Raw genomic sequence first — 26,077 nt, 5'->3', positions numbered from 1 at the left:
GTCAACACACCCTAATCTCTTCATCGTTAATTTCCATGTCAGCACCATCTGGACTTAAATACAGTTTCAGAACTGGAACAGAGTTAAAAAAATCTTTGTCTTCTTGCCTACCAGTCCAAATTGTGCGTTGATGAATAGAAAATGTGATGCCATTTAGCTTATTTGAAGAAAGTTGAAATCCATTTTTAGAAGGTAGCATCTCAGGCCATTTCACATTAAATGAGGCACTTTGGATTTGATCATCACATCCTTTGGTGTCATGAACTCGTTTGTGACCTTTGCCCCAATAGTTTACATCTTGATATTCAACTCTTGCAAAAAATAAATATCGTCGATCAATACGCATTTTCTGATCGCCAAAACTTCCGCACTCATAAGGTTTTTCTTTTAAGCTCGGTATATCACTTGGTTCTAATACACTAACAATAACACTCAAAATAACGATAATGATTGGTGACAATAGTATAAAGATCAAAAAATGTTTTAGCTGAATAGGCTTTCGAAGAAAATTTAAAATCATAAGTCATCTTATTTAATTATTCATTTTTTCATGCACTCCTAAAATTAACACAAAGTATTTGAGATATAGTATTTTTTATTCAAAATACCCATCATAAAAAAGCCCATCAAATGAGATGGGCTTTTTAGCAAGGACAAATACTTACTTCATGCTTGCTAAAACTTCTTTCGCTGCTTGCAGCGTAAATTCTATATCTTCATCAGAGTGAGCAGCTGAAATAAAGCCAGCTTCAAATGCGGAGGGTGCAAGGTTCACACCACGGTCTAACATACCGTGGAAGAACTTACGGAATGCATCGATATCACACTTCAGCATCGAGTCGAAGCTGGTAATGTCTTCTTGATCGGTAAAGTACAAACCAAACATACCGCCTACTTGTTGTGTTTTAAAAGCAATACCAGCTTCATCAGCTGCGGCTTGTAAACCTACAAGAAGTTTTTCTAGCTGCGCTGTCAATTTTTCATAGAAACCATCTTGGCGCAGGTGTTTAAACATCTCAATCCCTGCACGCATTGCAAGTGGATTCCCCGACAGTGTTCCAGCTTGGTAAACTTTACCCAGTGGAGCAATACACTCCATCACTTCTCTTTTCCCACCAAAAGCACCAACGGGTAAGCCTGCACCAATAATTTTACCCAAGGTGGTTAAATCAGGAGTCACGCCATAGTGAGCTTGCGCACCACCCAATCCAACACGGAAACCAGTCATCACTTCATCAATGATAAAAACAGAACCATGTTCATCACATACATCACGAATCGCTTGTAAGAATCCGTCGATTGGTTTGACTAGGTTCATGTTCCCTGCCACAGGCTCCACAATCACGCCTGCAATCTCTGAACCAAACTTAGCAAAGCACTCTTTTAAAGTAGCAATATCGTTATATGGAAGAGTCAGTGTGTGTTTGGCAAAGTCGGCAGGAACACCTGCTGAAGTTGCTTCGCCTTCGCCGCTGGTTAACAAACCAGAGCCTGCCTTGACCAACAGTGAATCTGAGTGACCGTGGTAACAGCCTTCAAATTTTACAATCTTGTCACGACCTGTATAACCACGCGCAAGACGAATGGCTGTCATGGTTGCTTCAGTACCTGAGTTGGTCATACGAACCAGCTCAATTGACGGCATAATTTCGCAAATAATGTCAGCTAAAGTTGTTTCATGTACGGTGGGTGCACCGAAACTTAAACCATCCACTGCAGCATTTTGAACTGCTTTAATAATTTCAGGATGAGCATGACCTAAAATCATTGGTCCCCATGAGCCCACATAGTCTACATAGCGCTTACCATCCACATCGTACAAGTATGCACCTTGCGCCTTTTCAATAAAGACAGGCGTTCCGCCTACGCTATTAAATGCACGTACAGGTGAGTTCACACCACCCGGAATATGTTTGCTTGCTTGTTTAAACAATTGTTCTTGCTTTGGAGATAAGCTCATGAAGTTACTCAACTCAAAAAATAAAAAAACATCTAAAAACGCTTAAGCTTTAGATGCAAATAAATCAGCCCACTGTTCTATACGATCAGGAATCGCAGACATTGATAGCCCTAATATATCACTAATCACCGCGCAAAGGTCGGCACCGGCTTCGATCACTTCACCTGAATTTTCAACTGTTAAACCACCAATCGCACAAATCGGCACATTCAATTTGGCTTTGGCTTCCTTTAAAGTCTGCAAGCCAATATTGCCTGCTTCTGGCTTGGTCTCAGTTGCGTAAATTGCACCAAAAGCCACGTATGTTGCACCTTCAGCAATAGCTTTCTCTGCCAGCTCAATCGAGTTCAAACACGTACGACCAATCACCGCATCTTTTGGCAGACGTGCGACAGCTTCGGCAACTTCACCATCACCTTGCCCTAAATGCACGCCAACACCGTATTTCACTGCCATTTCTAAGTCATCGTTGATCACAAAAGGAACACGATACTCAGCGCACATCGCTTTCATATACTCGACTTCGTAAGCCTGTTCTTCTTTGGGTACTTTTTTACGGCGATACTGCAAAATGGCAACTTCACGTGTTGCCATTGCACCTTCTAATTTAGCCAAAAGTAGCTCTAAAGGATCATCATTTGTAATTAAATATAAACCGCGCATTTAACTCTACCTTTGGGTTATGTCATTCTATTATAAAGCTAAAGGCGACTGATGCTTTAATGAATTGGAACTGAAAATGCGTTGCTTTGTACAAAAATCCCGCGACCAAGCCCAAGCTATATAAAAATACCTATTTTCAGTGATAGTCGCCCCACCGCTTTCGCAGTTTAATGGATACAGAAAGCAACAAGAATAAAATAAAAATAACAACTTTATAACAAGAATAAGAGACACGCAGCGATCTGATACGGCTTTTTAGCTTTTTAAACCAGTGATGTTGAAATAACATCATAAAAGCTAAAAAGCCGCATATTTTATTTAAAATCCACATAAAAAAAGCCTAGAGAAGGTCGCTCTAGGCTTGGAAAACTAAAAGCACTTTAAAGTTCAAAGCACTTATATATTATTTGATGAAAATATAATCAACGACCACATTATTAGAACATTAACTCATACTTTGCAACTGTTAATTTCAAGATTTTAATAAAACTTTCATGATGACGTCACAAAGTGCTTCACTAACTTGGAATTTTATCCAAAGCACGATCTTGTAAGCTTAAATTTCCACGTAAAACATCGGAAAACATGCGCCAGTCAGAAATAAAACTATACAAAGGCTGTTTAAAACTAGCTGGCTTATTTTTTTCAAAAACAAAATGACCTACCCACGCACAGGCATAGCCAGAGACTAAGCCGTATATAAAATAACGCGGCTTGCGTTTAAGTATGGCTTTAGAGAAAAAGTACAGTCCAATCGAACTGCCCGCGACATGTAGCCGACGACTCATGATGTTGCGGTGCTCTGTTAAATAAAAACGATAAAACTGGTGATAGTCCTTAATCGGCAATTGAAAATTAGGTTCAGCGTCGTGTTCCTGTTTCGGTTCAACCTGAGCATTCATCTGTCATCATCCTGATGTTTTTCTATCAACATAACTGAAAATATGCAATCTGCAAAGTGCAATCGCCTCTTGGAGCGCGTCCACTAAAAACAGAATTGTTTTTTGATCAATCTCGCACTGCAACTTTGTTTTATTGTGTCGTCAAGTCTTACATACTGTCTCTTTTTCGCTACAATCCAGTGGTCCATTGGTGTGCCTTTAGCGCACATAAAAACAAACTACAGATCATGCATCTAAATACATAAAGGCTTGGCACTGACCTAGCCCCTCAAATTAGGAATTTTTCATGGTTGAAATTGAATTAAAATTTCAGATTAGCGAAACACGACGTACCGCCCTTCTTAAAACTTTAGATCCTAAAAAATCTGAAACGATTCAACTTCAAGCCAAGTATTTTGACACGCCTGATCGCCTCTTGGCCCAACACGGCGCAGCTTTGCGTCAGCGTCTTGAAGGTACTTGCTGGATTCAAACCCTCAAAGCCGCAGGTAAAAGTCATTTACACCGTTTTGAACATAATCATAATTTGGGTGAGTTAGAGTCATCTCCTGTACTGGACTTAAGCATTTATGACGCTATTCCAGAGGCTCAGCAAATTTTAACCCAAGCTTTAGGCTCAGATGCAGCTGCGTTAAAGCTCACATTTGAAACGGACATCCAACGTACCTATCGCGTCATTGAATTTGAAGACGCTGAAATTGAAGTCTGTTTGGATGTTGGAGTGGTTCGTGCATCTGGTCGAGAACAGACCATCCATGAGGTAGAATTCGAACTCAAATCAGGCTCTGTTCAGTCACTTTTGGCTTTTAGTTTTGAATGGGTGAAGAAGTATCAACTGTGGTTAGATGTCCGCAGCAAAGCCGAAATGGGTAATCTACTGGCACTTGAGCAAACCGTAAGTCCAGCACGTTTTGAAAAAGAGTTTGTCTTATCGAAAAAAGAAAGTGCTGCACATAACCTGAGTTTGTTGATTGGTCAGCAAATGCAACATTTACTGCCAAATATTGCTGCAATTTCAGCAGGTGTTGCTGAGCAAAGCCATATTGACCAGGCTCAAACCGCTTTAGAGCACTTACAACTAACCTTGGCTTTGTTTAAAGACTGGAATAGCAATATTTCTGATAAATGGGCGATGCAACTTGCTGCATTTAAGCATCAGTTTGATCATTTACAACATTTGCAGCATATGCAAAGTACCCTAGGCGCTTTTCTTCAAAACCCAACCACTACTGAAAATCTTGCCAAAGACATTTTATATGCTCAAGAAAAGCTTGGAAATTTAGTTAAATCGACGCAGAACGTGCATCATTATCTTGAATTATTGACTTTTAGTTTAAGTTCACATGATTTGGTACAAAAGCAGGATTTAAAAACCTATGCACATAACACCCTGCAAAACCAATATCGACAGCTACAAGAAAGCTTAAATGCTGCGGATATTAGCCACTTTGAAAGCTTAGATGTATTGGCACAGAAAATTAAGGAATTGAAGTTTAGCTTTCCTATTTTAACATCCATTTATGATGTGAAAAATTTGCAGAAATACAGTAAAGCGTTAAATGATGCCCAACAAGCCGCACATGAATATCAAATCTTGGCGACTTCAGCTACATACATTCAACAGACCGAACTTGAAGCCAGTGATTGGTTTGTTTTGGGTTGGCTCACGGCAAAGCTTGAAGTTTATGCCGATAAACTTTTAGAAGCGACAGAACAGTTCTTAGTTAGCCGTAAATTCTTAAAATAACGCTCTGTATCCCATAGCAGTCATGTTAAATACATGACTGCTATCGACTCTCCATGAGGCTTGATAAGCCCCAAAACCACGATAGACAATCGTGGTTGGTGGCATGGATGTCACCAATTTATCTGTGATAAAAAAACATTATCAGAACAATACAGGCTTTCTATCACTTTTCATCTTTAAGAAGATATAGCTATGCACCCCTACTTAACGTCGAGTTATAGTCACTTCACGGCGACAATCCATACTTATTAACCCTGCATGTTTCTCAACCACGATCTTATTTTAAAAGTGACATCTAGCCCACTATTTCTGCTCTTTTAGCTTATACCTATTCAAAACTGGTCTTTTTTTGCTCAATTTAGCATATAGTAAAACGTAGATTGTCATGAGTCAGGGCTATGCAAGAGATTGAATTTAAGTTTCAAGTTCCAGTTAAGAAGCGTAAGGCCTTGCAAAAAGCCTTTACACTGCTCAAGGCTGAGCCGATTCATTTGGCAGCCCAATACTTTGATACAGTCGATCAAACGCTTGCTAAGCATTGCATCGAGATTCGACGGCGTCTGGAAAATGATGCATGGAAACAAACCTTCAAAGCAGTGAACAGCGCAAAAGCATTGAGTCGCTTTGAACTTGAATTTGATATAGCGCCACCTGAGACGACTACACTCGACTTAGAGAACTATAAAGATTATTCCGCTATCTACAAAAAATTAAAACGCGCTTTGGGGCTTCCACTTCCAACCCTTGAATTGCTCTTTGAAACCAATATCCAACGTTTACGCGTTTTGCAAAATATTGAAAGCAGTACAGTTGAAATTGCTCTCGATATTGGCAAAATTTTTAAAGAACAAAACAGTGTTGATATTTTCGAGATCGAATTTGAATTAAAACAAGGATCAACAGAGGATTTGATCGCATTTATACGACCTTGGGTTCAAAAATACCAACTGAGTCTCGACACACATAGCAAGTCAGACTATGGCCTTCTAGCTGTTCGTCAGCAAAGTTGCTTTCCTGCACAGTATCAAACACTTCTTCTACTGAACAGAAGCTCAAGAGAAACTGAAGCGCTACAAAGCATAGTGGCCAATTGCTTACAGCACTTACTTCCGAATGCCAGTTCAATTGCTCGACAGCAGTACTCCACTGAGCATGTGCATCAGGCCCGCGTGGCAATCCGCCGCTTGCGTACCGCACTGAAAAGTTTTGCTGCATGGTCGGAGGACATTCAACCACACTGGAAAAAGGAACTCACCACTATTTTTCAAGCCTTAGGTGGAACACGTGACATCGATGCGCTAAACGAAGACTTACTCCCTCAACTGATTGAGGCAGGTTATCCTTTAGACCATCTTGCTCCAAATACAGAAGCCATCACTGATGTCTGCGCCCTATTCCAACGAGCAGAAACGACGCAACTTTGGCTTGAATTAATTTTATTTACAGAGCAAGAACTAGATTCGCCTTCAAAAGCCAAACTGAAAAAGCATGCACTCAAAGTTATACATGCTTTACACGATAAAATATGTGCACATGCCGAGCACTTTAGCCAGCTTGAAGATGAGGAAAAACACCGTATTCGTAAACAAGTCAAACAACTGCGTTATAGCATTGAGTTTGTGACGTCTTTACTCGATGTAAAAGCATTAAAAACCTATTTAAAAAAACTCAAAGCAGTTCAGGAAAGCCTAGGGCACTATAATGATTTGGTGGTTGCAGATGCCTTATTTCAACAAGCCCCTGAACCAGAAGCTGCTTATAGTTTTGCCACAGGATGGATCGCCGCGGAAAAAAATAGAATGCTGAAATTGGTTGAACAACAGCTGATGCTGTTCAGTCAAACCAAAAAGCTGAAATAGTCTTTTAAATTAAAATATAGATCAGCAGCGAAAAGTTCTTCTATAGGTGAATTCCCTGTCTACACCTAAGTTAACGATACTTTCCGTACACCTTCCACGTATTGTTATCTGCTAAGGGGGCGTTATAGCTATCACTGCGCTGCTTACGTGGTTTGTCTCGTGCATCGACCAATTCAAAGTGTGCTTCGGTACTTAACACGATACCATTTACATAAAATCGGGTACGGGTATATTCACTCTGCCCATGCTGAAACACATAGGTTCTGAGGTCAATAAATTCCCTATGCGCAACCAAGGCGGCGTTATCATCGCTGTCCAACCAAGCGCGCATGGCTTGGACTTGCTCTGGCTCAAACTGCCCACATTTTTCGATTAAGCTTGCAATACCGCGAAAACTTTTAGATTCTTTGGCGCGGGTTTTATTAATCCGAATACGATCGACGTGAAAATAAAACAGCGGTAAGTTCAAATGACTAGGTAAATGAATTGCATCCAACACTTCATCTTCCATAAAAGGTTGGAACAAGTCTTGTGCCCGCTCAATCAAACCCATCCACTGACGGTAGTAGTCCTCAACTTCCGCTTTCGTGCCATAGTAGATCGGTAAGCCTTCGACATTGGCTAAATTTTGTGGTGGCCAAATGTTTTGACGCAATAAAGCAATATCACTTTTTAAACTTTGTACCGCAATCGCGTCTTGCATGGATATTCTCTATTTTATTGCTTAGGCTATTTTTAGATTAAGGCAAAGGTTTAGTTTCTGCAAGGCTTTGCCTATAATGCAGTCTGAGTTATTTATGTATTTTAGGACAAGTTCATGGTTCAGAAGATTGAAGCAACAGATGTAACCGAAGAAGAAGCGTTGAATGCTGCTTTTTTTGAACGTGCAGATGAATTTATTAAGCAAGCCAACGATTTTTGTCGCACTGAAAAAGGTTCACAAGTGAAACCTGCTGAAATACGTGGCCAAGTGAGTGCTGCGATGTTGTTTGGTACAGCCCGTTTTAACACGTGGGTGGCAGCCAACAACTTTAAAGATGGCGATGAAATGCGTGATGCCAAAGAGCAAGTGATGTCTTATATTTTGCAACAGTTCCAAATGATGCTTGAAGACAACTATGACGAATATTGTGAACAGTTTGAAAACTACCTTCGTTTCCGTCATAACGAAGAATTTCATGCCAACAAGCATGACCACAAACACGATCACTGATCAATCCAAGCCTGCCTTGCGCAGGCTTTTTTTATTTCGTCGTATTTGAAACGAAATACAATGTTGCAACACCTCAATTTACAGTAAGGTAATCGCTAAGGAATATGACTTAGGGAAGAACATGCAGCATTTGGACTTTGCACTCATCGATCCGCACATCCATCAGTGGGACCCCTATAACACGCCACATGCAGCGGCTTTGGCAGTCAAATTATTGGGTAAGCATCCTAAGCTTTTGGACAAAATGGTTCGTTTGGTGAAACCTAAAGATCTGATTGAAACCCTAGGCCTAACCCGTCATATCACACGTCCTTATTTGCCCCAAGACTATAAACTCGATACTGGCCCATACACAGTAGAGCAAGTGGTACATGTTGAAGCCAGTTGGCATCACAGCAAAGGTAAAGGTGTGGTTGAGGAAACTCAGTTTATCGAGTCTTTAGCTTTTGGGGCAGATACGGTCAAATTGGGTGGCATTGTCGCAACAGCTGACCCACGTGATCGTAACTTTAAAAAAATCCTAAAATTACACCATAAAGCTTCACCACACTTTCGTGGTATTCGTAAAATGGCGTCTTTTCATGAAGACAAAGCAATCCATTCGTGGACAGATGAGCCACACTTATATCGCAATAAAAAATTTCTCAAAGGCTTCGAAGTGCTGTCCCAATACAACTTGAGTTTTGATGCTTGGGTTTATTCCACACAGCTTGAAGATGTGATTTATCTGGCCAAGCAGTTCCCTGAAACTTCCATTGTGCTAGACCATCTAGGTACACCCGCAGGTTTATTTGGTCCAATTGGTGCAAATACAGGGATAACACAAACGGCGCGGGAAAATATTTTCTTCCGTTGGAAGGACGACTTAGCAGAACTCGCCAGTTGTCCAAATGTCTATACCAAAATGTCAGGGCTCTTCATGCCTGTATTAGGACATCGCTTTCATAAAGAAGGTCGACTGGCTTCCAAACAAGAAGTCTTTGACCTTGCACATCCCATGATTACACATGCCCTTGCCTGTTTTGGAACCTATCGGGTAATGTTTGCCTCGAACTTTCCTATGGATTCGGTCAGTACATCGTTGGTGAATATTATCGATGCCTTTAGCGATGTCGTCGCTGCCTATGAGCCTGATGCTTTAGAGCGCGTATTCCATCACAATGCCAAACAGTTTTATCGGCTTTAATTAAAAAAAATAAGAAAACTATTTTATAAAACCTATGATACAAAGAACCCCTCAATTTTGAGGGGTTCTTTTTAAATGAAAACTGAAATCTTTAATTTTTCAGCGCTGGTTGAGCTTTGCCATATTGGTCAGCCATCACTTCAACCAACTGATCCAGCTTAATATACTTCTGAATCACCGCATCAACATCGGCTTTGCCAATTTTTGCCAATGCTAAATCACGCTGCTCACGATCCAGTAAAGTACGATTACGTTTCATTTGAGGAATCAGCATGCGATGGATATTGCGACTATCTTCAAGTGCAGTCACACGCTTTTTCAAAATATCGGCCTTGGCAGCTTCCACTTCCTGTTCAGTAACGCCTTTTGCCAGTAACTCATTCAACACTTTATAGACCGCCTGAGACACTTGAGCCGATTTACCTGCGCTATAGTTTGCATCAATCGTCAGCGCTCCTGACTCCGTCCAGTCATCCAGCGAAATGCTGCTGCCAAAACCATAGACCAAGGCATTCTTTTCACGTAGCTCTTGCGCCAAACGAGAAGATAATTGCGACTCACCTAAAATGTGCTCGAGTACCTGTAAGGCTGGTGCATCTGGGTGGTATGTGCCCACGGGGAACGTCATAATGCTCTGATAGCTACCAAACTCACGCTGCTCTGACAGTGCATGTACACGCTGCGCTTTATATGCAGTAAAGTCAGAAGTAATTCGCTGATAAGGCGCTGCCGAATTCCAGTTTGCAAAAGCCTGATTTAAAGTCTTTTTCATCTTTTTCGTATCAATCACGCCCGTTACCGAAATTTGTGCATGATTCATCGCAAAAAACTGCTGATACAGCTGTTTAACCTGAGCTTGTGTTGCGGCCTGATACTGCTTCTTGACATATTCAGGCTCGAAGTGATGTCGAATATCCCCAATTGGATAAGTTTCAAGTAACCGAGCAATGGTTAAAGCCGCTACAGTTTCAGGCTCAGTATACGGTCGATCTAGACTTGCTAAGCTTTGTGACTTAATCAAATCAAACTGGCTTTGTTCAAAAGTTGGATTTTTAAGTACATCGATCACGAAGTTAAAAAATTCATCAAACTTTTCTTTCTTCGCCACGATTGAGATATTGATGCCGTTACCATTACTTGCTGCACTTGCACCACCGCCTGCGTCGATCGAGTGATCAGCAATATCTTGCAAACTATATTGAGTTGACGCTCTGAGCAGTAAATAAGAAGTCAGGTCTAATAACTCTGCTTTATTAAACAAACTTTCTGCTGTACCAAAGTCAATCGAAATGGTGGCATAGGTCTTATCGTCACGCGTAGTACTTGGGTACAGCGCATATTGCATGCCATTTTTTAACTTGCCACGCTGAATTTGTTTTTCAGCACTTTCTAAATATTGCTTTGAACTTTTTACATATCCAACCACTTCTGCTTTATACGCACTGACATCTTTCAATGGTTCTTCAGCCACGGTTTGCTGATCTAAAGTTTTTGTAGGCGTGGCTGCTGCCGCATGTTCAAGTGCTTTTTTCTGATCTTCTGGGGTTGGTAAAATAGTGCCTGAAATACGATGCTCGGGTACTAAAAAGTCATCTAAACGTTGGTTCACATCAGTAACGCTGAGCTGTTGTAACTGTTGCTGATCTTTAAAGTATTGTGTCCAATCACCATTGGCAGAAACCACGTAGTCACTGAGCATGCCACCGACTGCCGTTGCGCTGCTGAACATGCTTTCTTGTGCATTTTTAATCATGCTCTTCACACGGTTGAGCTCAACCTCGTTGAAGCTTGGTGTTTTTTCTACACCAGTAACCAAAGCCGACTCGACTTGTTTCACATCATGGTTGGGGGCATAAACTGCGCCCATAAACACCATATTAAAATCTTGGTCTAACCATGTGGTCGACTGAACTGCTGTCGCCGTTCCCGTTTCTACAATGCTTTGGTACAAATGCCCACTGGGCTGCATAGTGTATAAATACGGTGACACCGCCAGCGCGGTCTTAATGTTCTCGTTTTTACCATTCAGGTAAATATTGTATTTGGCAAAGTTACTGCCTTTTTTCACCACAAACTGGCGATCTTTAATCTTACTGGCATCTAAGACAGGCACTTTAACTTTCGCAGGCACAGCGCGCGTTTTAATCGCACTAAACTTTTCATCAATCTGCTTCAGTACAGCTGCTTGGTCAAACTTACCTGAAATGACAAATACCGCATTATTCGGTGCATACCAGTCACGATAAAACTTATTCAGTTCAGCCATTTTGATTGACTGTAACTCATTTAGATCACCAATCGGTAAACGCCCTAAATATTGATTACCATAAGCAGACTTCCACATCTGATCCATGAGTACCGAAAAAGGCTGATCCATACGGACTTCACGCTCGCGTTTTACAATCGCGATTTCAGACGGTACATATTTTTCTTGGAGCACCAAGCCGTCCATACGCTCTGCTTCAAGATGAATCAGCTCATTAATCGCATTTTGTTCAGGACGAACCACATTAATATATTTGGTTGAATAATAGTCCGTGCTGGCATTATTCATTAAACCGTACTGATCTAAACGGCGCTGAAACTCGTCCCCTGGAACATTTTTAGTTCCCTTGAACGCTAAATGTTCCAGTAGGTGCGCCAAACCGCCCTTACCTTTGGGATCGTTCAATGAACCAGTCAAATAGACCATATTCATATACACTTTATTTTCTTTATCGTTTGGCGCAAGAATAATACGTAAACCGTTATCTAATTTATATTCTTCAATTTTCTGTTCCGATTTTACCAATACGGGTTGTGCCCATACTGTGCCCCCAAAGCCAAGTAGCAATACCGACAAACTCAATGTTTTAAAACGCATTAACATTATTTTTCCAAATAATTCGACAAAATATGAATGATTCTCAACATCATAGAGGAAAGTGAAATTATTTTTATAGTAATTTGGTGAAAAATAGCATTTTAATCAATGCTTATTTTTCACCAGTAGTTTTAATTTAAGAGAATTACAACTTAATCTAAGTAAAGTTCAGCCGTCATATATAACTTGGCATAGCCTGAGATTTGGATCCGTGTTTCAGACTGAAGATCGCAGTAAAGCAATCCTCCACGGCTCGATGCCTGATAGGCAATCAATGAGGTTTTACCCAACTTCTCCGCCCACAAGGGCGCAAGACCTGTATGCATGGAGCCTGTCACAGGGTCTTCATTGATGCCTTTATGCGGTGCAAAATAACGCGCGATATAGTCATAGTCTTGAGACGTTGAAGTCAGGGTAACATCCAAGTTTTCAGCAGTAATCGCAGTACTGACTTTATGCTTTTCTGCCAGTTGACGAATTTTATCTAAGTTCGGTTTGGCATCCTTAACGGCCTGCTCAGACTCACACACTAAAATATAAGCCTGTGGGTTTAAATAGACTTCTTTAATTTCACAATCGACCAATTCATGAATTTCCGCAGGATAGTCTTCTAACTTTTGCGGTGTTCGAATTGGAAAATTCATATGAATCTTGCCGTCAACATCTTGATCAATGATAAAAACACCCAAGTCTTTTACATGAAACTGGATACGTTTGGCATCGGTATAATCCCGAAACAGGACGAAACTACTGGCTAAAGTCGCGTGCCCACAAAAGTCCACTTCAACCTGAGGAGTGAACCAGCGAATTTCATAGCTTTCAGCATCAATCACTTTCACAAAAGCCGTTTCTGCCAAATTATTTTCCAAGGCAATATTCTGCATCAAATCTAATGCTAACCATTCATCACGCACAATCACAGCGGCAGGATTACCTTTGAATAATTCAGTTGTAAAGGCATCGACTTGATACATTTTCATCGTTTTTCTCCTAAATTGAAGCTTTATTTTGCAAAAAACTGAGTAAAAAAGTAGATACAGTTTTTAGTCATTTATGGATACACGCCCAATAAAAAGAAGCCTAATCATGAAGATAGGCTTCTTTTCAGTTCATAAGCTATATATTTCTCAGCTTAGACTTCTTTTAAGTCCACATTGTCTTGCTCAAAAATACGCTTATCCGTTTGACCTAAGACTTGACTGGTCACAACACCTGCGGTCATAGAACCATTCACATTCAAAGCCGTACGCCCCATATCAATTAAAGGCTCAATTGAAATAAGCAGTGCAACCAAAGTCACAGGCAAGCCCAGCATCGGCAGGACAATCAGTGCTGCAAATGTTGCTCCACCACCTACACCCGCCACCCCAATCGAGCTCAAGGTCACGACACAAACCAAAGTCAAAATCCAAAGTGGATCGAGCGGATTAATACCCACTGTCGGTGCAACCATAACGGCCAACATCGCAGGATACAGCCCCGCACAGCCATTTTGCCCAATGGTCGTACCAAATGATGCTGAAAAGCTGGCAATCGACTCTGGTACACCCAGACGTCGTGTTTGCGCTTCAATATTTAAAGGAATACTGGCAGCACTTGAACGGCTGGTAAATGCAAAGGTCAGCACAGGCCAAACCTTTTTAAAGAACTGAATTGGGTTCACACCTGTGAGCGCCAAAATCACGGCGTGCACGATAAACATAATCGCCAAACCGATATAAGATGCAACCAAGAAGCCACCTAAGTTTAAGATGTCTGCCATTTTAGAGTTGGCCACAATATTGGTCATGAGTGCGAACACACCATAAGGCGTGAGCATCATAATTAGACGCACCAACTTCATGACCCACGCTTGCAAGATGTCAATTGCAGACAACAGTTTTTGCCCTTTCTCAGCATCCGCTTTCATGAGGTTCAAGCCTGCAATGCCTAAAAACACTGCAAAAATGACTACACTGATAATGGAGGTTGGATGTGCCCCTGTCAGCTCGGCAAAAGGATTGCTCGGAATAAATGACAGAAATAAATCAGGCACTTGCAAGTCAGCCACTTGCCCGACATAGTCAGTTTGAATCGTATTTAAACGTTCAGTTTCTTGTGTCCCTTGCACTAAACCTGCCGCAGTTAAGCCGAACAGATTGGTCACCACCACACCGACAAATGCAGCAATCGCTGTGGTAAATAACAAAGTCCCAATACTGATAAAACTAATTTTACCCAATGAACCCGCATCGTGTAGCTTAATCACAGCGCCTAAAATGGAAACAAATACCAAAGGCATCACCACCATTTGTAGTAGTTTGACATAGCCTTTACCGACCAAATTAAACCACTGTACCGACTCTTGCAGTACAGGCGAATGCGTACCATAAAACCCATGTAAAGCGAGACCAAAAACAATACCGAGACAGAGACCTGCCAGTACCTTCTTCGCTAAACTCCAATCGGTTTTACGGGTTCGGCCCAGTAAAAAAAGCAATGCAATAAAAATGATGACATTGACGATTAAGGGGATATTCATATTGTTTCCCTAAATGATGCTGTCATAATTATAAATCAAAATTTAAACGGGCTTACTGTTTTGCGCCATATTCCACGCTGAATGTACAAATTTAGACTGAATTGGCAGTTTTAGAATGTGGTATAAAGCATTTAAACGGCTGTTAAAGTGTTCTTTTACATGAATCAATCTTTGCTTAATCCTCACATTCTGCCCGTCCCTTTAGAAAAAGCATATCGGCTACTCAACCACGGCCCAACCGTGCTGGTTTCCAGTCAAGATAATGAAAGCACCGATGTCATGGCCGCGGCTTGGGCATGCGCCCTAGAGTTTAGCCCAGCCAAAGTGACGGTGGTACTCGATAAATCGACAAAAACCCGCAGTATTATTGAAAAATCGGGTTTGTTTGCGCTGCAAGTCCCTACACTTAAACAGCTGAAAATGGTCTACGCACTGGGCATGATCAGTCAATATGATGCTCCTGAAAAGTTACGTCAATGTGGGGTCGAACTTTTTCAGTTTGGTCACAGCCCAATTCCAGTGGTTGAAGGCTGTAGTGCATGGATTCTGTGTGAACTCATTCCTGAACCGCATAATCAGCAGCAGCATGACTTGTTTATTGGCAAAGTCATTGCCGCTTATGCAGATGATCGTGTTTTTAGAGATGGCCATTGGTACTACCATGAAGCCGCAGATGAATGGAAAAGTATCCATCATGTTGCAGGCGGGCATTTTTATACCATTGGTGATGCAGTGGATATCAATCAACTCAAAGATACTGATTAAATTGACTGCGCCTTTACTCCGCTCGACTAAAGGTGGACATCACCCGATTGTTTTATTGTAAATTTCATCTTATAGTTCAAGTGTGTTTTTTAAACAATAGTCAAATTATGATGAACAGGACGTTCTCAAGCACCGTACAACTGAGTCTCTTTCTCTGCCTGAGTATGTGCTTGGGAATTGGCATCTTACGTTTTTCTTATACAGCTCTACTGCCGTCCACTCGCGAAGCCTATGAATGGTCACACAATTTCGCCAGCCTACTCGGTAGTGCCAATCTGCTGGGCTATCTGATCGGCGCATTTTGGGCAATGAAGTTGCCACAAAATGCAAAAATGCCAATCTATATCATTTTTGCTGCGCTCTTTGGTTCAATCAGCCTATTTGCCTGTGCATTTTCACATTTTAATGAAGTTTGGTATTTGGTGTGGCGCATCATTTCAGGTATCGGCGGTGGTTTGCTGATGATTCTATCGCCCAGTATTGTGGCGCAGTGCAGTGAGTTACAGCACCGTTTTAAAATTAATCTCATTGGATTTAGCGGAATAGGAATTGGTGTATTGGCAGCCACGCTGTTTATGCCGTATTTAGACCGTATTGCAATCAGTAGCGCATGGTTCATTCTCTGTGGCTTTGCATTTGTCATTACATGGTTATTATGGATACTGGTTCGTCCTTTCCAAAAGCAACTGCACAGCATCCCTACAAGCCAGCCCCAAACTCATACAGTGAATAAAATTTACTATAGCTTACTCATTGTTTATGCCTGCAGTGCCTTTGCGTATATTCCCCATTCTTTGTTTTGGATTGATTACTTAAGCCATGTTTTAACGCTAAATTTATATTGGATCAATTTTAACTGGATTTTATATGGCTTAGGCAGCGCTTTGGGTGCAGCGACAGCTTATGCTTTAGCACGTAAATTTGGCAACTTTCACGCTTTAAAGATTTTATACAGTGTCTATATTGCGGCAGTTTTTATTGCGGTTCTGAGTTTCTCGCCTGTATTTACGCTCCTGTCTTCATTTCTCACAGGCCTACTGAACCCTGCGGTGGTCTTTCTCACCTCCTACACCATCTTACAACTCTACGGCTTGGCCTATAAAAAGTTGTGGAGTATGGCAACACTCAGCTTTGCAACGGTCCAACTGGTCGGTGGTTTAAGTTTTAGTACCTTGCAGCATTTGGGTTGGTCATATCACTTTCAGTTTATGCTTGCTGCGGGAGTTCTCGGTTTAGGAACATTGCAACTATTTTACTTTACCCGTAGGACATCCACCTCCAATCCAACAACTAAAAAAGAAGCCTTTTAATCCTTCACATAGAAGGAAATCGAAAAAGAGTTGTAGGTTCCGTTATAAAGGGCCGTCCATGTTAAATACCTGTGATATTTTTAACTTACCTCTAAATACTACAAATGTACGGTTTAAGTATAAGAAAAGAACCCAATTGATGTGCCTTCTATAACCAATACAATTCACGCATTCAAACTTTTACAGCTGTAGATCAAAGCTCGGTTATTTCAATGCATTTAAAGTTAAATACGGATAAGGATTTACGGCTCCTTTTCCAGTCCTATAAATTCCATAGTGCAAATGTGGTGGCGTATTCTTGGCATTGCCCGTGTTCCCGACATAGCCCAATACTTCTCCCACTTCAACCCAATCACCCGTTTGAATATTAGGCGCATAAGCATCTAAATGTGCATAGTAGTGACGGCTTAAGTTTGGTCCCATTACCCATACTACTTGTCCACCTAGACTATTGAGGCCGACATCCAAGACAATGCCTGATGTAGCACTTAAGACAGGTGTTCCGCGTTTAGCGAAGATATCAATACCTTGATGTTTTCGTCCCTGACCACGTGCTGCCCCCCAAGTATCTTGTATCTGCTTATGGCTTACACCTTGTACAGGCACATTTAAGTTTTTTGCTAAAGGCGTCTTATATAACTGCCAATATAAATATGGATAACTCAAACCTGCTGCTTCACCCGAAGCCGGCGGCTGACATCCACTCATCAGCAGACTTGTACTTAAAATAGCTCCACTCAGAACTAAACGAGACATGATTCAACTACTCAGCTAATTTTTAGATATTAAAATAAGATAAAGTTACTTATTCATACTAAATGCTTCATATATTGAAAGATATCTTACAAATGTAACGACAAAGCCCTCATATAAAATGAGGGCTTTGCTTCAAATAAATCACATAAATTACTTACGTTTCTTCAACTTTTTCTCTAAAGCTTTCAGCTTAGACTGATGCTTAGAAATCTTTTTTAAACGTGCTTTGATCTTCTGTTTTAATGTTTTCACAACATTATTCGACATAAGGTCCTCCTTTGGTTCAACTCCCTTTGATCGACACTTCCTTGAAATGCCTTTGGCATTCGTTCATGAAATAGCAATACGCCTAGCGTTGTTGCTGATCTGGGTTCGGTTGTTTTTGATTCGGTTGTTTTTGCGGATTTTGCTGTTCTTGTGGCTGGTTCGGCTGTTGCTGTTGTTGCTGCTGATCTTGCTGCTCTTGTGGTTGATTCGGCTGCTGTTGACGTTGCTGCTGATTATTTTGTTGTTGATTAGCCATGAGACTACTCCTTTTTCATCATTTGCCGTAGTTGACAAGTCCCACCTTACAGTAATAGGGAGAAAACCCAAGCCATAAGCTGTATCAAGGTGATTCAATGTAATTACATATATAAATTATGGTTAAGAATCAACTCCCCCTTATTATTCAGCCTTACCTATACTCACTCAAAACACTGATCCCTTAACCTAGCCTTACATTGCAATCATATTTCCACAGCTATTCTCAAGCCAACAAAAGAAAACCCGCAGTATATGCTGGTTTCTATCATTTTTAGCTTAAGGCTTATTCCATATTCGCAATAATAGCCTCACCAAACTCCGAACAACGCAATAAGGTCGCATTCGGCATTAATCGCTCAAAATCATAAGTGACTGTTTTCGCCTCAATTGCCCCTGAAATACCTTTAATAATCAAATCTGCCGCCTCTACCCAGCCCATATCCCGTAGCATCATTTCAGCAGAAAGAATAATGGAGCCTGGATTGACTTTATCTTGACCGGCATATTTTGGCGCTGTTCCGTGCGTGGCCTCATAAACAGAAATAGCCCCACCAATATTCGCACCCGGCGCGATACCAATCCCTCCGACTTCAGCAGCCAGCGCATCAGAAATATAGTCACCATTCAGGTTTAAAGTCGCAATCACTGAATAGTCCGCAGGACGCATTAAAATCTGTTGCAAGAATGCATCGGCAATCACATCTTTAATGATAATGTCTTTACCATTTTTTGGGTTTTTAATTTTTACCCATGGCCCGCCATCAATGAGCTCACCACCGAAACGGTCCATCGCAAGCTCATAGCCCCACTCTTTAAACGCCCCTTCGGTATATTTCATGATGTTGCCTTTGTGAACCAAGGTCACACTCGACTTATCATTATCAATCGCAAATTGAATCGCTTTACGCACAAGACGCTGCGTTCCCTCTTTCGATACGGGCTTAATCCCAATACCACAGTTATCTTCAAAGCGGATTTTAGTCACGCCCATTTCTTCTTTGAGGAACTTAATCACTTTCTTCGCTTCAGGAGAGTCGGCTTTCCACTCGATTCCTGCATAAATATCTTCTGAGTTTTCACGGAAAATAACCATATCGGTCAGTTCAGGATGCTGAACAGGTGATGGTACGCCTTCAAACCAACGTACAGGGCGTACACAGACGTACAAATCTAATTCTTGGCGTAACGCCACATTTAAAGAGCGAATCCCCCCACCAACAGGTGTGGTTAAAGGACCTTTAATTGAAACCACAAACTCGCGTAGCGCATCAAAAGTTTCTTCTGGCATATAAGAGCCATAAATTTTATTGGCTTTTTCACCGCAGTAGACTTCCATCCACTCAATCGAGCGTTTACCGCCATATGCTTTTTGTACTGCAGCATCTACTACCGTTTTCATGGCTGGTGTAATGTCGACACCAATACCATCGCCTTCAATAAAAGGAATAATCGGTTGATTTGGAACATTTAATGATAAATTTGCGTTTACGGTAATTTTACTACCATCCGCAGGAACGATGATCTTCTGATAACCCATTTTGCAGGCGCTCCCTTTTATTATAATTGGCAAATTTAAAAAATAATTGCCGATAGACAATACTTTCCACTCTTCTTATCGCATAATAGCTTAATCGAATTCCGCTGTTTTTGAGATTTATACGAGAAATAACTACATTTCTCTATTAAATAAATCTTGATATTTCTTATTTTATGTAATTACAGAAGTTATTGACTATGAAAATCGTCATCCTGAATAAGCCCTATGACGTCCTCTCCCAGTTCCGTAAAGATGAAGCACATATGACGATGTCTGACTTTGTCAGCGACTCTACTTTGCGCTTGGCTGGTCGTTTGGATATGGACTCTGAAGGCTTGGTATTTTTAACCGACCATGGTGGTTTAAACCAATACATCACTAACCCTGCCAATAAAAAATTTAAAACATACTTGGTTCAAGTTGAAGGTGATGTCACTGAAGAAGCCCTTGAGCAGTTGCGTAAAGGTGTGGAACTGAAAGATGGTATGACTTTACCTGCTGAAGCATCTAAAGTTGAACAACCTGAGTGGTTATGGGAGCGTGATCCTCCTGTACGTTTCCGTGCGTCTGTGCCGACTTCTTGGGTCGAAATTTCAATTTGTGAAGGCCGTAACCGTCAAGTACGTCGCATGACTGCTGCTGTAGGTTTTCCAACCTTACGTTTAATCCGTACTAAAATTGGTGCAATTGATTTGGTTCAAATGGGTTTACAACCAGGTGAATCCAAAGAAATCGAACCACTTTTATACCCTGACTTTCAAAACATTCCTGCGGAAGAACCTTACCGTTCACGCTCTTATGTGAAAAAACCGGGTGGTACAGGCGGTAAGCCTATGGTTCGTAAGAACAAAGATGGCTCTGTGAAAAAGTCAGGTACAAAGCGTATTTGGCAAATGGATGATAGTGAGAAACCAAAGCGTAAAACCAATGGTACTACTCGTCCAAATACAAAAGCGCCACGCGGTCGCGGACGTAATGGTCGTTAAAAATTAAGTATTTTAAAGCCCACGTCAGTGGGCTTTTACTTCAGAGGAACTTCTCTTTGTAAAATAAATTTATCACTTACAGATTTATTTTTTTCTTCATAATGCACAACCAACGATAAATACATTAAAGAGTTTCTAACAAGTCTCGCTATGTGCATTACACACTCTTCAAATTCCGAAAAAGGCATTTCGAAAATATACTTAGATTTTATCTCTTTTTCTTTTATGTAATTTATAACTTCTATATATTCATCAGAACTCTGAAGGTTTTTCTTCTCCAACTCCTCTTTTTTCTCTAATAACTCTTGATACCAAAACACTTCACTAGAATTATACTTTGTATTTAATTCATAGCCAAAATCATCAATCACTCGAAAAGACCTATGCTCCAAATGGTTCCTAATTTTTGCTAATCGATGTTTTTCTAAATTTGCAAGATTTTCCATCTTATTCATATTTTCAATGGAATCTCTGTTTTTCCCTTTCGGTTCAGTCTCAATCTCTTTTAATAGACTTCCGTCATAAATCAAAAAACGTACAATTTATTTGATCTTAAATTAATCAGCAAAATTATTTAATTCAAGAGATAATCCTTGGATGAAATTCAAAGATATTCAAAAATTATCAGACGTTAAGTTTCGTAGGCTTACCGGTGTTAGTTGGGCTACATTTAACCTCATGTTGGCCGAGCTAAATAAGCATTTACCTCGTCATATTGGTAAAGGACGACCGCATAAATTACCGTTGGAAGATCGTTTGCTCTTATGTATAGAATATTGGAGAGAATATCGAACATTTTTCCATCTTGGTATGAGTTACGGTGTATCTGAAACGAGTGCAATTCGTATCACACGTGTTATTGAAGATACCTTAATCCGTTCTGGAAAATTTAACTTGCCAAAACAACTTCCTAATCGAGATGAAGTGGATTGGGAAGTTGTTGTGATTGATGCAACTGAAATATTAGTTCAACGTCCAAAAAAAACAGAAGAAATGGTATAGCGGTAAAAAAAAGCGACATACCTTTAAATTTCAGCTATCTATGCACTATACAACAGGTGAAATACTGAGTGTATGTGGAAGTCATGGAAGCATGCATGATTTTAAAATATTTAAAAAAAGCATGAGGAAATTAAAATTTAAGCCCTTTTTTATCGTTGATAAGGGGTATTTAGGGATAAAGAAATTGGGTTTTGGATGCCTCATGCCATCTAAAGCAAAGAAAACTGAAAAACTAGATTCTGAATTAAAAAAGTTAAATAGAGAGATTGGTCGTAGACGAATTCAAGTAGAGCATGTATTTGGAAGGATGAAATGTTTTAAGATTTTATCTTGTGTATATAGAAATCGTCGTAAAAGATTAAACCTGCGGTTTAATTTACTTGCTGGCATATACAATTTAGATTGGGTGAAAGATAAACAATTAAATTGATTGAAAAATGATTTATGAAGGAAGTCTAATATATAAAATAAAGCATGCAAGAAATAGTTTTTAGATTCAAAAAATCTACCACGAATCTTATCTAATTTTCCTTCATAAAATATTCCTTTAATGCTAATCTCATGATCTTTAATAGATAAATCAAAATACTTTGCAATAAAATATGAAATCTTATCAAAAATTGAATATAAAATCCTAAATGCAGATTTCATATGTGAAGTCTTTAAATTATCTAGAGCATGCAATGTATCGTAAATATGTGAATAAGTCCTGTTATAAAAATGCTCAGAATCCCCCTTTAGTTCAGAAGCTTGAAAAATTAAGTATCTAGCATATGTGTACTCATTTCGTAACTCATCAAAATTTGAATGAAATACTAATGATTCTTTTAAACTTAAAGCACTATTAATTTTTTGAACCATAGATGGAAGACCTAACACATCCTGAAAAACTATTTGCTCATTCAAAAGATCATTCAAGTCATTAATAAATAATTTATTCTGAGCAACCCAATTCAAATAACGAGACTCAGTTTTTGTAATTGTTTTCTGTTTATACTCCATTAAATAATCAAATTCATTTTCTTTAAAATTCTGTGCATACCATCGCTGAAAAATATACAATTGACGACATTGCATAAGTGGTATTTTTTGCTCTTCTTCCAATTGATCAATATTTAAATAAGCATCTGATATCAACTTATTTGCAAAATGATAATGAATAAATTTATGGGAATCATCATATAATTTTTCGGCTCTAAACAGAATATCAGTTGCTTTAGATACTAAAGCAACTGGATTTCTATTAATATCAATTGCTTTATCCCAGTAATACTGGGCACAAAAACCCCGCCCTTGCGAAGAAAGAAAATTTCCTAAATTTGTTAATGCATCAGAAAGCAAACCAATATTTTTAGTTTCATCCCTAAAAAGTGAACAGATTTTTGATACAAGTTAACCGTATCAATTAAGTTTTTTGAATACCAATCTTGATCTCTATATTTATAAAGACCAGAACTACAATTTCCTAAAATATAATAAAAATATCCTTTACAAGTATCATTTTCAAATGTAAAAGATGTTTGTAAATGTACATTTAATAATTCTACTAACTCTTCTTCTCTATTTGTATCTAATAATAATTCATCAGCTAACTGAGCTAATGCATTTAGTTGCTTTATATTTAATTTAAACATTCTAATTAAATGTGAGGTTGATACTATACTTTCTACATGAATTCCAACTGAGTTACAAATTCTTCCTCGGTAAAATATATAGTATTTAGTTATAAAAAAAGCCGACGCATATGCATCGGCTTTTTTCACTTCATCGGTAAATTTACCAATTTAGTTTTGACTTATATCGCTTCAAGTGCAGCGTTCAAAGTCTCGCTTGGACGCATTACAGCATTTACTTTAGCTGTATCTACAGCATAGTAACCACCGATGTCAGCAGCTTGACCTTGAACTTGAGCAAGTTCAGCAATGATCTTGTCTTCGTTTTCAGCAAGTGCTTTCGCAAGTGGCGCAAACTTCGCTTTCAACTCAGCATCTTCATCTTGTGCAGTAAGCGCTTCAGCCCAGAACTTCGCTAAATAGAAGTGGCTGCCACGGTTATCTAACTCGCCTGTACGACGTGATGGAGACTTGTCGTTATCAAGTAATTTGCCAGTCGCTTGGTCTAAAGTCTTCGCAAGAAGTTTCGCCTGAGCGTTATCTTCTTTAATACCTAGCTCTTCTAAAGAAACAGCAAGCGCCAAGAACTCACCTAAAGAATCCCAACGTAAGTGGTTTTCTTCAACAAGCTGTTGTACGTGTTTAGGCGCTGAACCACCCGCACCAGTTTCGTACATGCCACCGCCCGCCATTAACGGAACGATAGACAACATTTTCGCTGAAGTACCCAATTCCATAATTGGGAACAAGTCAGTCAGGTAGTCACGTAGGATGTTACCCGTTACAGAAATCGTATCTAGGCCACGCGCTACACGTTCAAGTGTATAACGCATTGCACGTACTTGAGACATGATCTGAATGTCTAAACCATCAGTGTCGTGGTCTTTCAAGTATTTTTGTACTTTCTTGATCACTTCATTTTCGTGCGGGCGGTATGGGTCTAACCAGAAGATTGCTGGCATACCCGAGTTACGTGCACGGTTTACTGCAAGTTTTACCCAATCTTGAATCGGTGCATCTTTCACCTGACACATACGCCAGATGTCGCCTTCCTCAACATTTTGAGTCATCAACACTTCGCCAGTTTCTAGGTCAGTGATGTTTGCAACACCCGCTTCAGACATTTCGAAAGTTTTGTCGTGCGAACCGTATTCTTCAGCTTTTTGCGCCATCAAACCAACGTTAGGCACAGTACCCATCGTACGTGGATCGAAGTTACCATTCCACTTGCAGAAATTGATCATTTCTTGGTAGATACGCGCAAAAGTTGACTCAGGCATTACTGCTTTACAGTCATAAGGTTTGCCGTCAGCGCCCCACATTTTACCGCCACCACGAATCATTGCAGGCATTGAAGCATCTACAATTACGTCGTTTGGTGAATGAAAGTTTGTGATGCCTTTCGCCGAATCAACCATTGCAAGTGCAGGACGGTGTTCTTGGCAAGCGTGTAAGTCTTCGATGATTTCTTCACGTAAAGATGTCGGTAAAGTTGCGATCTTCTCATAAAGACCAGCCATACCATTGTTTACGTTAATGCCTAGCTCATCGAACAATTTACCGTGTTTTTCAAAAGCATCTTTGTAGTAAATTTTCACACAGTGACCGAAAACGATCGGGTGTGAAACTTTCATCATGGTTGCTTTCACGTGTAAAGAGAACAAAATGCCCGCTTCTTTACAATCATCAAGTTCTTTTTCATAGAAATCGCAAAGCGCTTTCTTGCTCATGAACATTGAGTCGATGATTTCGCCGTCTTGAAGTGCAACTTTTGACTTCAGAACAATCGTTTCACCAGACTTGGTGATGAGTTCCATTTTCACATTACGTGCACGGTCTAAAGTCATCGACTTTTCACCGTGGTAGAAGTCGCCTTCATCCATGTGAGAAACGTGAGTTTGAGACCATTGCTTCCACTCGCTCATAGAGTGCGGGTGTTTTTTCGCATAGTTTTTCACTGCAGCTGGTGCACGACGGTCAGAGTTACCTTCACGCAATACAGGGTTTACAGCTGAACCAAGACATTTGCCATAGCGTGCTTTAAGCGCTTTTTCGTCTTCAGTGGTTGGGTTTTCAGGATAGTCAGGAATCGCGTAGCCTTTTGATTGAAGCTCTTTGATACATGCTGTTAACTGAGCAACAGAGGCACTAATATTCGGGAGTTTGATGATATTAGTATCTGGATCTTGGGTAAGACGACCTAGTTCTGCAAGATTGTCTGGAACTTTTTGCTCTTCTTTTAGGTATTCAGAGAATTCTGCGAGAACACGTGCGGCAACAGAGATATCAGTTTTAATGATCTCTACACCAGCAGGTTTAGTAAAGGTCTCAATGATCGGCAGTAGCGAATAAGTCGCTAACAATGGCGCCTCGTCGGTCAGTGTGTAAATGATGGTTGACTTTCCACCAGCCATATATAGCCCCTTGCGTTAGATTGAGTTTTTTAGGGTGATGAGCTTCTGGCTCAACCCCTGCGAACCGATGTGCTTGAATAAAACCCTGAAAGTATCGTCCCTCAGGGCTTTCCAGTCAACGTAATATCCAGTGATAACGACATTTCGCCAGAAAATACCACTACAGCCTTCGTTTTTCAAAATCACGTCTTTCCACAAGGCTTTAGCTTTTGCTTAGCAAATAAACAAATTTTTTAGCGAAATGTGTTATTTACC

At 40.2% G+C, this 26,077-nt stretch carries 23 protein-coding genes and 1 pseudogene; 9 read left to right on the top strand and 15 right to left on the bottom strand.

Annotated elements, in window-relative coordinates; translation table 11 throughout:
- Window position 1: 1 nt before the first annotated feature.
- The 4 genes from AC4CUZ_RS11375 to AC4CUZ_RS11360 all read right to left on the bottom strand — a co-directional run bounded on the left by AC4CUZ_RS11375 (window position 2) and on the right by AC4CUZ_RS11360 (window position 3,525).
- Window positions 2-520, bottom strand: coding sequence for a hypothetical protein (locus AC4CUZ_RS11375; RefSeq protein ID WP_490747601.1), 519 nt, complete (start codon window positions 518-520; stop codon window positions 2-4).
- 141 nt (window positions 521-661) lie between these two features.
- Window positions 662-1,960, bottom strand: a complete 1,299-nt coding sequence (gene hemL / locus AC4CUZ_RS11370) for a glutamate-1-semialdehyde 2,1-aminomutase (protein WP_490747600.1) — start codon at window positions 1,958-1,960, stop codon at window positions 662-664.
- Between the two features lie 42 nt (window positions 1,961-2,002).
- Complete coding sequence (gene thiE / locus AC4CUZ_RS11365; RefSeq protein WP_339400940.1) at window positions 2,003-2,623, bottom strand: thiamine phosphate synthase; 621 nt, start codon at window positions 2,621-2,623, stop codon at window positions 2,003-2,005.
- Window positions 2,624-3,141: 518 nt separating this feature from the next.
- The gene (locus AC4CUZ_RS11360; protein WP_005401111.1) at window positions 3,142-3,525 is read right to left on the bottom strand and encodes an Mpo1-like protein; all 384 of its coding nucleotides are present in this window, start codon (window positions 3,523-3,525) and stop codon (window positions 3,142-3,144) included.
- Between the two features lie 286 nt (window positions 3,526-3,811).
- Here AC4CUZ_RS11360 and AC4CUZ_RS11355 point away from each other — a divergent pair, with 286 nt between their 5' ends.
- Both AC4CUZ_RS11355 and AC4CUZ_RS11350 read left to right on the top strand, forming a co-directional pair.
- Complete coding sequence (locus AC4CUZ_RS11355) at window positions 3,812-5,272, top strand: CYTH domain-containing protein (RefSeq protein WP_490747599.1); 1,461 nt, start codon at window positions 3,812-3,814, stop codon at window positions 5,270-5,272.
- 398 nt (window positions 5,273-5,670) lie between these two features.
- Entirely contained in the window at window positions 5,671-7,131 is a 1,461-nt protein-coding gene (locus tag AC4CUZ_RS11350) for a CYTH and CHAD domain-containing protein (protein WP_279690027.1), read from the top strand.
- A gap of 70 nt (window positions 7,132-7,201) precedes the next feature.
- Here AC4CUZ_RS11350 and AC4CUZ_RS11345 read toward each other — a convergent pair whose 3' ends face one another.
- Entirely contained in the window at window positions 7,202-7,834 is a 633-nt protein-coding gene (locus tag AC4CUZ_RS11345) for a hypothetical protein (RefSeq protein ID WP_178927894.1), read from the bottom strand.
- A 114-nt stretch (window positions 7,835-7,948) separates the two neighbouring features.
- On the opposite strand from AC4CUZ_RS11345, the gene AC4CUZ_RS11340 reads away from it, so the two are divergent.
- Entirely contained in the window at window positions 7,949-8,344 is a 396-nt protein-coding gene (locus tag AC4CUZ_RS11340) for a DUF3144 domain-containing protein (protein WP_004696747.1), read from the top strand.
- A 121-nt stretch (window positions 8,345-8,465) separates the two neighbouring features.
- On the top strand, window positions 8,466-9,530 hold the full coding sequence (locus tag AC4CUZ_RS11335; RefSeq protein WP_490747598.1) for an amidohydrolase family protein: 1,065 nt from the start codon (window positions 8,466-8,468) through the stop codon (window positions 9,528-9,530).
- Window positions 9,531-9,621: 91 nt separating this feature from the next.
- On the opposite strand, the gene AC4CUZ_RS11330 is transcribed toward AC4CUZ_RS11335, so the two are convergent.
- The 3 genes from AC4CUZ_RS11330 to AC4CUZ_RS11320 form a co-directional block, all read right to left on the bottom strand.
- The gene (locus AC4CUZ_RS11330) at window positions 9,622-12,399 is read right to left on the bottom strand and encodes a M16 family metallopeptidase (protein ID WP_490747597.1); all 2,778 of its coding nucleotides are present in this window, start codon (window positions 12,397-12,399) and stop codon (window positions 9,622-9,624) included.
- A gap of 146 nt (window positions 12,400-12,545) precedes the next feature.
- Entirely contained in the window at window positions 12,546-13,373 is an 828-nt protein-coding gene (locus tag AC4CUZ_RS11325; protein ID WP_490747596.1) for a PhzF family phenazine biosynthesis protein, read from the bottom strand.
- Between the two features lie 152 nt (window positions 13,374-13,525).
- Window positions 13,526-14,914, bottom strand: coding sequence for an L-cystine transporter (locus AC4CUZ_RS11320; protein WP_490747595.1), 1,389 nt, complete (start codon window positions 14,912-14,914; stop codon window positions 13,526-13,528).
- Window positions 14,915-15,073: 159 nt separating this feature from the next.
- Here AC4CUZ_RS11320 and AC4CUZ_RS11315 point away from each other — a divergent pair, with 159 nt between their 5' ends.
- The gene (locus tag AC4CUZ_RS11315) at window positions 15,074-15,679 is read left to right on the top strand and encodes a flavin reductase family protein (protein ID WP_490747594.1); all 606 of its coding nucleotides are present in this window, start codon (window positions 15,074-15,076) and stop codon (window positions 15,677-15,679) included.
- 107 nt (window positions 15,680-15,786) lie between these two features.
- Window positions 15,787-16,989 carry a YbfB/YjiJ family MFS transporter gene (locus tag AC4CUZ_RS11310; protein ID WP_490747593.1) on the top strand — a complete coding sequence of 401 codons (1,203 nt, stop codon included), beginning with the start codon at window positions 15,787-15,789 and terminating at the stop codon, window positions 16,987-16,989.
- A gap of 204 nt (window positions 16,990-17,193) precedes the next feature.
- On the opposite strand, the gene AC4CUZ_RS11305 is transcribed toward AC4CUZ_RS11310, so the two are convergent.
- The 3 genes from AC4CUZ_RS11305 to icd form a co-directional block, all read right to left on the bottom strand.
- Window positions 17,194-17,745: a M23 family metallopeptidase gene (locus AC4CUZ_RS11305; protein WP_490747592.1), complete on the bottom strand. Its 552-nt coding sequence runs from the start codon at window positions 17,743-17,745 to the stop codon at window positions 17,194-17,196.
- A 349-nt stretch (window positions 17,746-18,094) separates the two neighbouring features.
- Entirely contained in the window at window positions 18,095-18,268 is a 174-nt protein-coding gene (locus tag AC4CUZ_RS11300) for a hypothetical protein (protein ID WP_164996884.1), read from the bottom strand.
- A 285-nt stretch (window positions 18,269-18,553) separates the two neighbouring features.
- Window positions 18,554-19,807, bottom strand: a complete 1,254-nt coding sequence (icd, locus tag AC4CUZ_RS11295; protein WP_490747591.1) for an NADP-dependent isocitrate dehydrogenase — start codon at window positions 19,805-19,807, stop codon at window positions 18,554-18,556.
- A 197-nt stretch (window positions 19,808-20,004) separates the two neighbouring features.
- Here icd and AC4CUZ_RS11290 point away from each other — a divergent pair, with 197 nt between their 5' ends.
- The gene (locus tag AC4CUZ_RS11290) at window positions 20,005-20,793 is read left to right on the top strand and encodes a pseudouridine synthase (protein WP_078424948.1); all 789 of its coding nucleotides are present in this window, start codon (window positions 20,005-20,007) and stop codon (window positions 20,791-20,793) included.
- A gap of 35 nt (window positions 20,794-20,828) precedes the next feature.
- On the opposite strand, the gene AC4CUZ_RS11285 is transcribed toward AC4CUZ_RS11290, so the two are convergent.
- Window positions 20,829-21,323: a hypothetical protein gene (locus AC4CUZ_RS11285; protein WP_490747590.1), complete on the bottom strand. Its 495-nt coding sequence runs from the start codon at window positions 21,321-21,323 to the stop codon at window positions 20,829-20,831.
- A 67-nt stretch (window positions 21,324-21,390) separates the two neighbouring features.
- On the opposite strand from AC4CUZ_RS11285, the gene AC4CUZ_RS11280 reads away from it, so the two are divergent.
- Both AC4CUZ_RS11280 and AC4CUZ_RS11275 read left to right on the top strand, forming a co-directional pair.
- Window positions 21,391-21,795 carry a transposase family protein gene (locus AC4CUZ_RS11280; protein ID WP_008942454.1) on the top strand — a complete coding sequence of 135 codons (405 nt, stop codon included), beginning with the start codon at window positions 21,391-21,393 and terminating at the stop codon, window positions 21,793-21,795.
- Window positions 21,796-21,832: 37 nt separating this feature from the next.
- Window positions 21,833-22,135 (top strand): annotated as a pseudogene (locus AC4CUZ_RS11275) (transposase family protein); the annotation flags it as partial.
- Here the strand turns inward: AC4CUZ_RS11275 and AC4CUZ_RS11270 are convergent.
- The 3 genes from AC4CUZ_RS11270 to AC4CUZ_RS11260 form a co-directional block, all read right to left on the bottom strand.
- Window positions 22,078-22,656 carry an LA2681 family HEPN domain-containing protein gene (locus AC4CUZ_RS11270; RefSeq protein WP_490748066.1) on the bottom strand — a complete coding sequence of 193 codons (579 nt, stop codon included), beginning with the start codon at window positions 22,654-22,656 and terminating at the stop codon, window positions 22,078-22,080. The pseudogene AC4CUZ_RS11275 and the gene AC4CUZ_RS11270 overlap by 58 nt on opposite strands.
- Before the next feature lie 461 nt (window positions 22,657-23,117).
- Window positions 23,118-23,558 carry a hypothetical protein gene (locus AC4CUZ_RS11265; protein WP_490747589.1) on the bottom strand — a complete coding sequence of 147 codons (441 nt, stop codon included), beginning with the start codon at window positions 23,556-23,558 and terminating at the stop codon, window positions 23,118-23,120.
- Between the two features lie 32 nt (window positions 23,559-23,590).
- Window positions 23,591-25,822, bottom strand: coding sequence for an NADP-dependent isocitrate dehydrogenase (locus AC4CUZ_RS11260; protein WP_279744225.1), 2,232 nt, complete (start codon window positions 25,820-25,822; stop codon window positions 23,591-23,593).
- Window positions 25,823-26,077: the final 255 nt, after the last annotated feature.

This window comes from Acinetobacter sp. 789_lipA (genome assembly GCF_058242845.1).
Note: the sequence above shows the minus strand (reverse complement) of the source record. Positions and strands in the feature narration are given on the sequence as shown.

Bases quoted from the DNA above. Each gene is read 5' to 3' on its own strand.
- AC4CUZ_RS11375 (WP_490747601.1), bottom strand. From the start codon at position 520: ATGATTTTAAATTTTCTTCGAAAGCCTATTCAGCTAAAACATTTTTTG.
- hemL (WP_490747600.1), bottom strand. From the start codon at position 1,960: ATGAGCTTATCTCCAAAGCAAGAACAATTGTTTAAACAAGCAAGCAAA.
- thiE (WP_339400940.1), bottom strand. From the start codon at position 2,623: ATGCGCGGTTTATATTTAATTACAAATGATGATCCTTTAGAGCTACTT.
- AC4CUZ_RS11360 (WP_005401111.1), bottom strand. From the start codon at position 3,525: ATGAATGCTCAGGTTGAACCGAAACAGGAACACGACGCTGAACCTAAT.
- AC4CUZ_RS11355 (WP_490747599.1), top strand. From the start codon at position 3,812: ATGGTTGAAATTGAATTAAAATTTCAGATTAGCGAAACACGACGTACC.
- AC4CUZ_RS11350 (WP_279690027.1), top strand. From the start codon at position 5,671: ATGCAAGAGATTGAATTTAAGTTTCAAGTTCCAGTTAAGAAGCGTAAG.
- AC4CUZ_RS11345 (WP_178927894.1), bottom strand. From the start codon at position 7,834: ATGCAAGACGCGATTGCGGTACAAAGTTTAAAAAGTGATATTGCTTTA.
- AC4CUZ_RS11340 (WP_004696747.1), top strand. From the start codon at position 7,949: ATGGTTCAGAAGATTGAAGCAACAGATGTAACCGAAGAAGAAGCGTTG.
- AC4CUZ_RS11335 (WP_490747598.1), top strand. From the start codon at position 8,466: ATGCAGCATTTGGACTTTGCACTCATCGATCCGCACATCCATCAGTGG.
- AC4CUZ_RS11330 (WP_490747597.1), bottom strand. From the start codon at position 12,399: ATGTTAATGCGTTTTAAAACATTGAGTTTGTCGGTATTGCTACTTGGC.
- AC4CUZ_RS11325 (WP_490747596.1), bottom strand. From the start codon at position 13,373: ATGAAAATGTATCAAGTCGATGCCTTTACAACTGAATTATTCAAAGGT.
- AC4CUZ_RS11320 (WP_490747595.1), bottom strand. From the start codon at position 14,914: ATGAATATCCCCTTAATCGTCAATGTCATCATTTTTATTGCATTGCTT.
- AC4CUZ_RS11315 (WP_490747594.1), top strand. From the start codon at position 15,074: ATGAATCAATCTTTGCTTAATCCTCACATTCTGCCCGTCCCTTTAGAA.
- AC4CUZ_RS11310 (WP_490747593.1), top strand. From the start codon at position 15,787: ATGATGAACAGGACGTTCTCAAGCACCGTACAACTGAGTCTCTTTCTC.
- AC4CUZ_RS11305 (WP_490747592.1), bottom strand. From the start codon at position 17,745: ATGTCTCGTTTAGTTCTGAGTGGAGCTATTTTAAGTACAAGTCTGCTG.
- AC4CUZ_RS11300 (WP_164996884.1), bottom strand. From the start codon at position 18,268: ATGGCTAATCAACAACAAAATAATCAGCAGCAACGTCAACAGCAGCCG.
- icd (WP_490747591.1), bottom strand. From the start codon at position 19,807: ATGGGTTATCAGAAGATCATCGTTCCTGCGGATGGTAGTAAAATTACC.
- AC4CUZ_RS11290 (WP_078424948.1), top strand. From the start codon at position 20,005: ATGAAAATCGTCATCCTGAATAAGCCCTATGACGTCCTCTCCCAGTTC.
- AC4CUZ_RS11280 (WP_008942454.1), top strand. From the start codon at position 21,391: ATGAAATTCAAAGATATTCAAAAATTATCAGACGTTAAGTTTCGTAGG.
- AC4CUZ_RS11270 (WP_490748066.1), bottom strand. From the start codon at position 22,656: ATGGTTCAAAAAATTAATAGTGCTTTAAGTTTAAAAGAATCATTAGTA.
- AC4CUZ_RS11260 (WP_279744225.1), bottom strand. From the start codon at position 25,822: ATGGCTGGTGGAAAGTCAACCATCATTTACACACTGACCGACGAGGCG.